Source organism: Limimaricola litoreus, assembly GCF_024159025.1.
Classification (GTDB): Bacteria; Pseudomonadota; Alphaproteobacteria; order Rhodobacterales; family Rhodobacteraceae; genus Limimaricola; species Limimaricola litoreus.
In genome coordinates this window covers 1-3,268 of the sequence record NZ_JAMYXC010000167.1, presented here as the reverse complement: position 1 = coordinate 3,268, position 3,268 = coordinate 1, and the positions used below count along the sequence as shown (strand labels likewise).

Sequence of the window (3,268 nt, the reverse complement as noted above, 5' to 3'; positions counted from 1 at the left end):
GCCCGCGAGCCCCCCATGCACCCAGTGCCCCGGCCCTGATACCGGTGCGGCGAAGGGGTCGGCCGCGAGGAACACGAGGACGAACAGCACCGGCCCGATGAGGCCGGGCGACAGGCTCCAGAACAGGGCGGCGAGCCCCGCGAAGGCCGTGCCGCCGGCCAGAACGACCCGCCATGGCGCCAGCCCCGACAGCAGCAGGAGCCCGCCCCCCGGCAGCGCCGCCCAAAGCACCATAGGTCCGGGCATCCCGAGGGCGAGCCCCGGAAACGAGAAGGTCAGGAACGCCAGCGCCAGCGCGCCCGTGCTCAGAAAGCCGAAGCCCGCGCCGCCAAAGATCAGCTCGCCCATGACCAGCGCCAGCGAGAGCGCGAGCGCAAGCTGCCACAGCGCCGCCTCGGGCGGGGCGAAAAGCACGAGGAGCAGCGCCGGGACCAGCCCGGCCAGAAGCGGCCCCCGGCCCCGCAATTCGGCAAAAAGGAACGACCAGCCAAGCGCCACCGAAACCGCCACGAGAAGGGCCGGGACCGCCGCCGCGCCGGTGAGCCAGAGATGCACCAGCGCGGGCGGTGCGAGGGCCATGAGGCGAAAGACCCCGCAGCGCCGCGCCGCCCTTGCCCTGAGATCGAGGAGGGCTTTCCGGATCATCGCTCCGTCTCCAGCTCGTCCAGCACGCGACGCAGCAGCGCGCCGTAATCCGACCCGCTCGCGCAGATCATCGTGGCCGCACGCATGTCCTCTTCGATCAGGTCGAGACAGCCGAGCCTGCGCGCAGCCCCGGCATCGCCGATGCTCAGCGCCCGCAACAGCGGGATCGCCCTGATCCCTGCGGGCAGGGTGGCGCATAGGGCCGGGGTCGGCACGATCGGCCCAGGCCCGGAGGCCTCGGTGAGGGCCGCGTCAGGTGCGGGCCATGCCACGCGCGTCTCGAAACGCCCGAGCCAGCGGCGGCTCTCATAGGAGCTGTCACCCGCGAGGGCATGGGCGCGCGCGCCATCGTCCCTGCCCCCGAGGATCTCGTCGAGATCGGCGCCGGTGACGCTGCGCCGCAGCCGCCCCGCGCCCTCCTCGGACGCGATCTCGATCAGCCGCGACAGGTCGAGCACTTGCGCTTCCAAAAGACGCCCGATCGCGATCACCGCCTGGCAATCGACGGTCCAGACCTCACCACCGCGCGCGACGCTGTGCCAGCGCCGCAGCTGCGCACCCATGCCGCCGCGACCAACCAGTCCGACCTTCACCTGCAGCCGATCGAGCGACGCCGCCAGCGCAGCACCTCCCTCCTGGCAAAGCACGACCTCCCCCCGCGTGAGCTCGCGCAATGCCGAAAGGCCCCGACTCAAGGCTTCAGGCTGCTTTCGCGCCGCCCGAACCCCGGCCGCCTGCGCCCCCCCGAGCGCATCGACGAGGATCGCATCCGGCTGGGCCTCGGGTTCGGGCACGCGGCCGAAGGGGCGGGTCCGGAACTCCGGCCAGAGCCCATGCGCCAGCAGTGTCTCGCGCAGGTCCCCTGCCAAGGAGACCGGCGCCGTCCAGTCGGCGTCGGGCCGGGTGCGGATCACGATCCGCTCGATCCGGCGGCCATATCCCTTGTCGATCCGCGCCACCCGACCGGGCGCGGGCGACACGACGCGGATCGCGGGCCGGTCCCGATCCGCCAGCAGCGGCGTTCCGACCCGGACCTCTTCCCCCTCCTCAAGGCAAGGGACAAGGCGCAGCCCCGGCAGATCGCGCGCCATGAGGGCGACCGCTTCGGTGCGGGTCGTCACCGCTTCGGCGACCATGGTCGCGGCGCGCGCTGAGCGAAAGGCGATCATCTGCGTCTCCGGATCGGGGCCTCGCTTTTCAATCGCCCCGCGCGCCCGCTGCTGCATTGATCCAGATCAAGGGCGGGCCGCGCACCATGTCCTAGGCTTTTCGTATCGGTCACCTTCAACCGGAGTGACGCCATGCCCCGCGCCGCCATCCTGCTGCCTGCCCTGCTCATCAGCGGCTGGCCCGCCCTGCCGCTTTCGGCGCAGGAGGCCCCCGATCCCACGCCCGAACAGATCGTCGAGGACTGGCTCGCCTCGTCGCATGCCGACGCGATGTCGGAGGCGTTCCGCCACTGGGATGCCGAGGGAGAGATCCCCGGCGCCTGTGCCGCCTGCCATTCGACGCCCGGCTTCGTCGATTACGTCGCCTCGACCATGACCACCGTGGGCGTGATCGACCACCCCGTCCGCATCGGCACCGTTATCGAATGCACCACCTGCCACGATCCGGCGGCGGCCGCGTTGCAATCCGTGCCCTTCCCGTCCGGTCAATCCGCATCGCTCGACAATGGATCGACAGTCTGCGCGGTCTGCCACCAAGGGCGCGCCTCGGGCGCGAGCGTCGACGCGGCGGTGAGCGGGATGGAGCCGGACACGGTCTCGGCGGATCTCGGTTTCATCAATATCCACTACGCCGCCGCCGCGGCGACGCTGATGGGGGCGGATGCGGGCGGCGGCTATGAATACGAGGGCAAGAGCTATGCGGGCCGCTTCACCCATGTCCCCGATCTGAGCGATTGCACGAGCTGTCATGGCCCGCATGACACGGCGGTCGAGATGGAGGACTGCACCAGCTGCCACGCCGGGGCGGAGGATCTGCGCGCCATCCGCATGTCGCCCACGGATTTCGACGGCGACGGAGACACCTCCGAGGGCATCGGCGTGGTCACGGCTCAGATCCACGACCAGCTTCTCGCCGCGATCCTGCGCTACGGCGCCGAGGTCGCGGGCACGCCGATCGCCTATGCCGAAGGATCCTACCCCTATTTCTTCGCCGATCCGAACGCCGACGGCCGCGCAGATGCGGATGAGGCGAGCTATGACAATCGCTACGCCGCATGGACGCCGCGGTTGCTGCGCGCGGCCTACAACTACCAGTTCGTCGCCAAGGACGGCGGCGCCTATGCGCACAACCCGCACTACACGCTGCAGCTTCTCATCGACAGCCTGCAGGATCTGGCGGAGGCTCTGCCCGAAGACATCGGCGACCTCACGCGCCCCTGAGGCGCCCTATCCGGTCCGCGCCCGCCTGCGCCACACCACCGCCGAAAGGTAGATCGCGCCCAGCCCGGTAGCGATCACGCCGAGATAGAGCACGAACCCGCGCAGCCCCGGCAAGGTGGGCCAGCCTCCCAGCCAGCCGGGCACATGCTCGCCCAGCAGCCCCGGCGCAAGGATTAGCCCGAAGGCCGCGACCACGAGCGCCGCCCCGGCGCGCATCGCGTCCCGCATCGGCC

General features: G+C 70.9%; 4 protein-coding genes. 1 reads left to right on the top strand and 3 read right to left on the bottom strand.

Going from position 1 to position 3,268, the window contains the following annotated elements:
- The coding region (locus NHG85_RS11120; protein WP_253332379.1) for an RnfABCDGE type electron transport complex subunit D at positions 1-645 on the bottom strand (645 nt) is incomplete at its 3' end.
- A complete protein-coding gene (locus NHG85_RS11115) occupies positions 642-1,814 on the bottom strand; it encodes a hypothetical protein (RefSeq protein ID WP_253332377.1) in 1,173 nt (390 codons plus the stop codon). The genes NHG85_RS11115 and NHG85_RS11120, both read right to left, overlap by 4 nt.
- A 132-nt stretch (positions 1,815-1,946) precedes the next feature.
- Here NHG85_RS11115 and NHG85_RS11110 point away from each other — a divergent pair, with 132 nt between their 5' ends.
- Complete coding sequence (locus tag NHG85_RS11110; RefSeq protein WP_253332375.1) at positions 1,947-3,035, top strand: cytochrome c3 family protein; 1,089 nt, start codon at positions 1,947-1,949, stop codon at positions 3,033-3,035.
- A 6-nt stretch (positions 3,036-3,041) separates the two neighbouring features.
- Here the strand turns inward: NHG85_RS11110 and NHG85_RS11105 are convergent.
- Positions 3,042-3,268: hypothetical protein (locus tag NHG85_RS11105; protein WP_253332373.1), on the bottom strand; the 227-nt coding region annotated here is incomplete at its 5' end.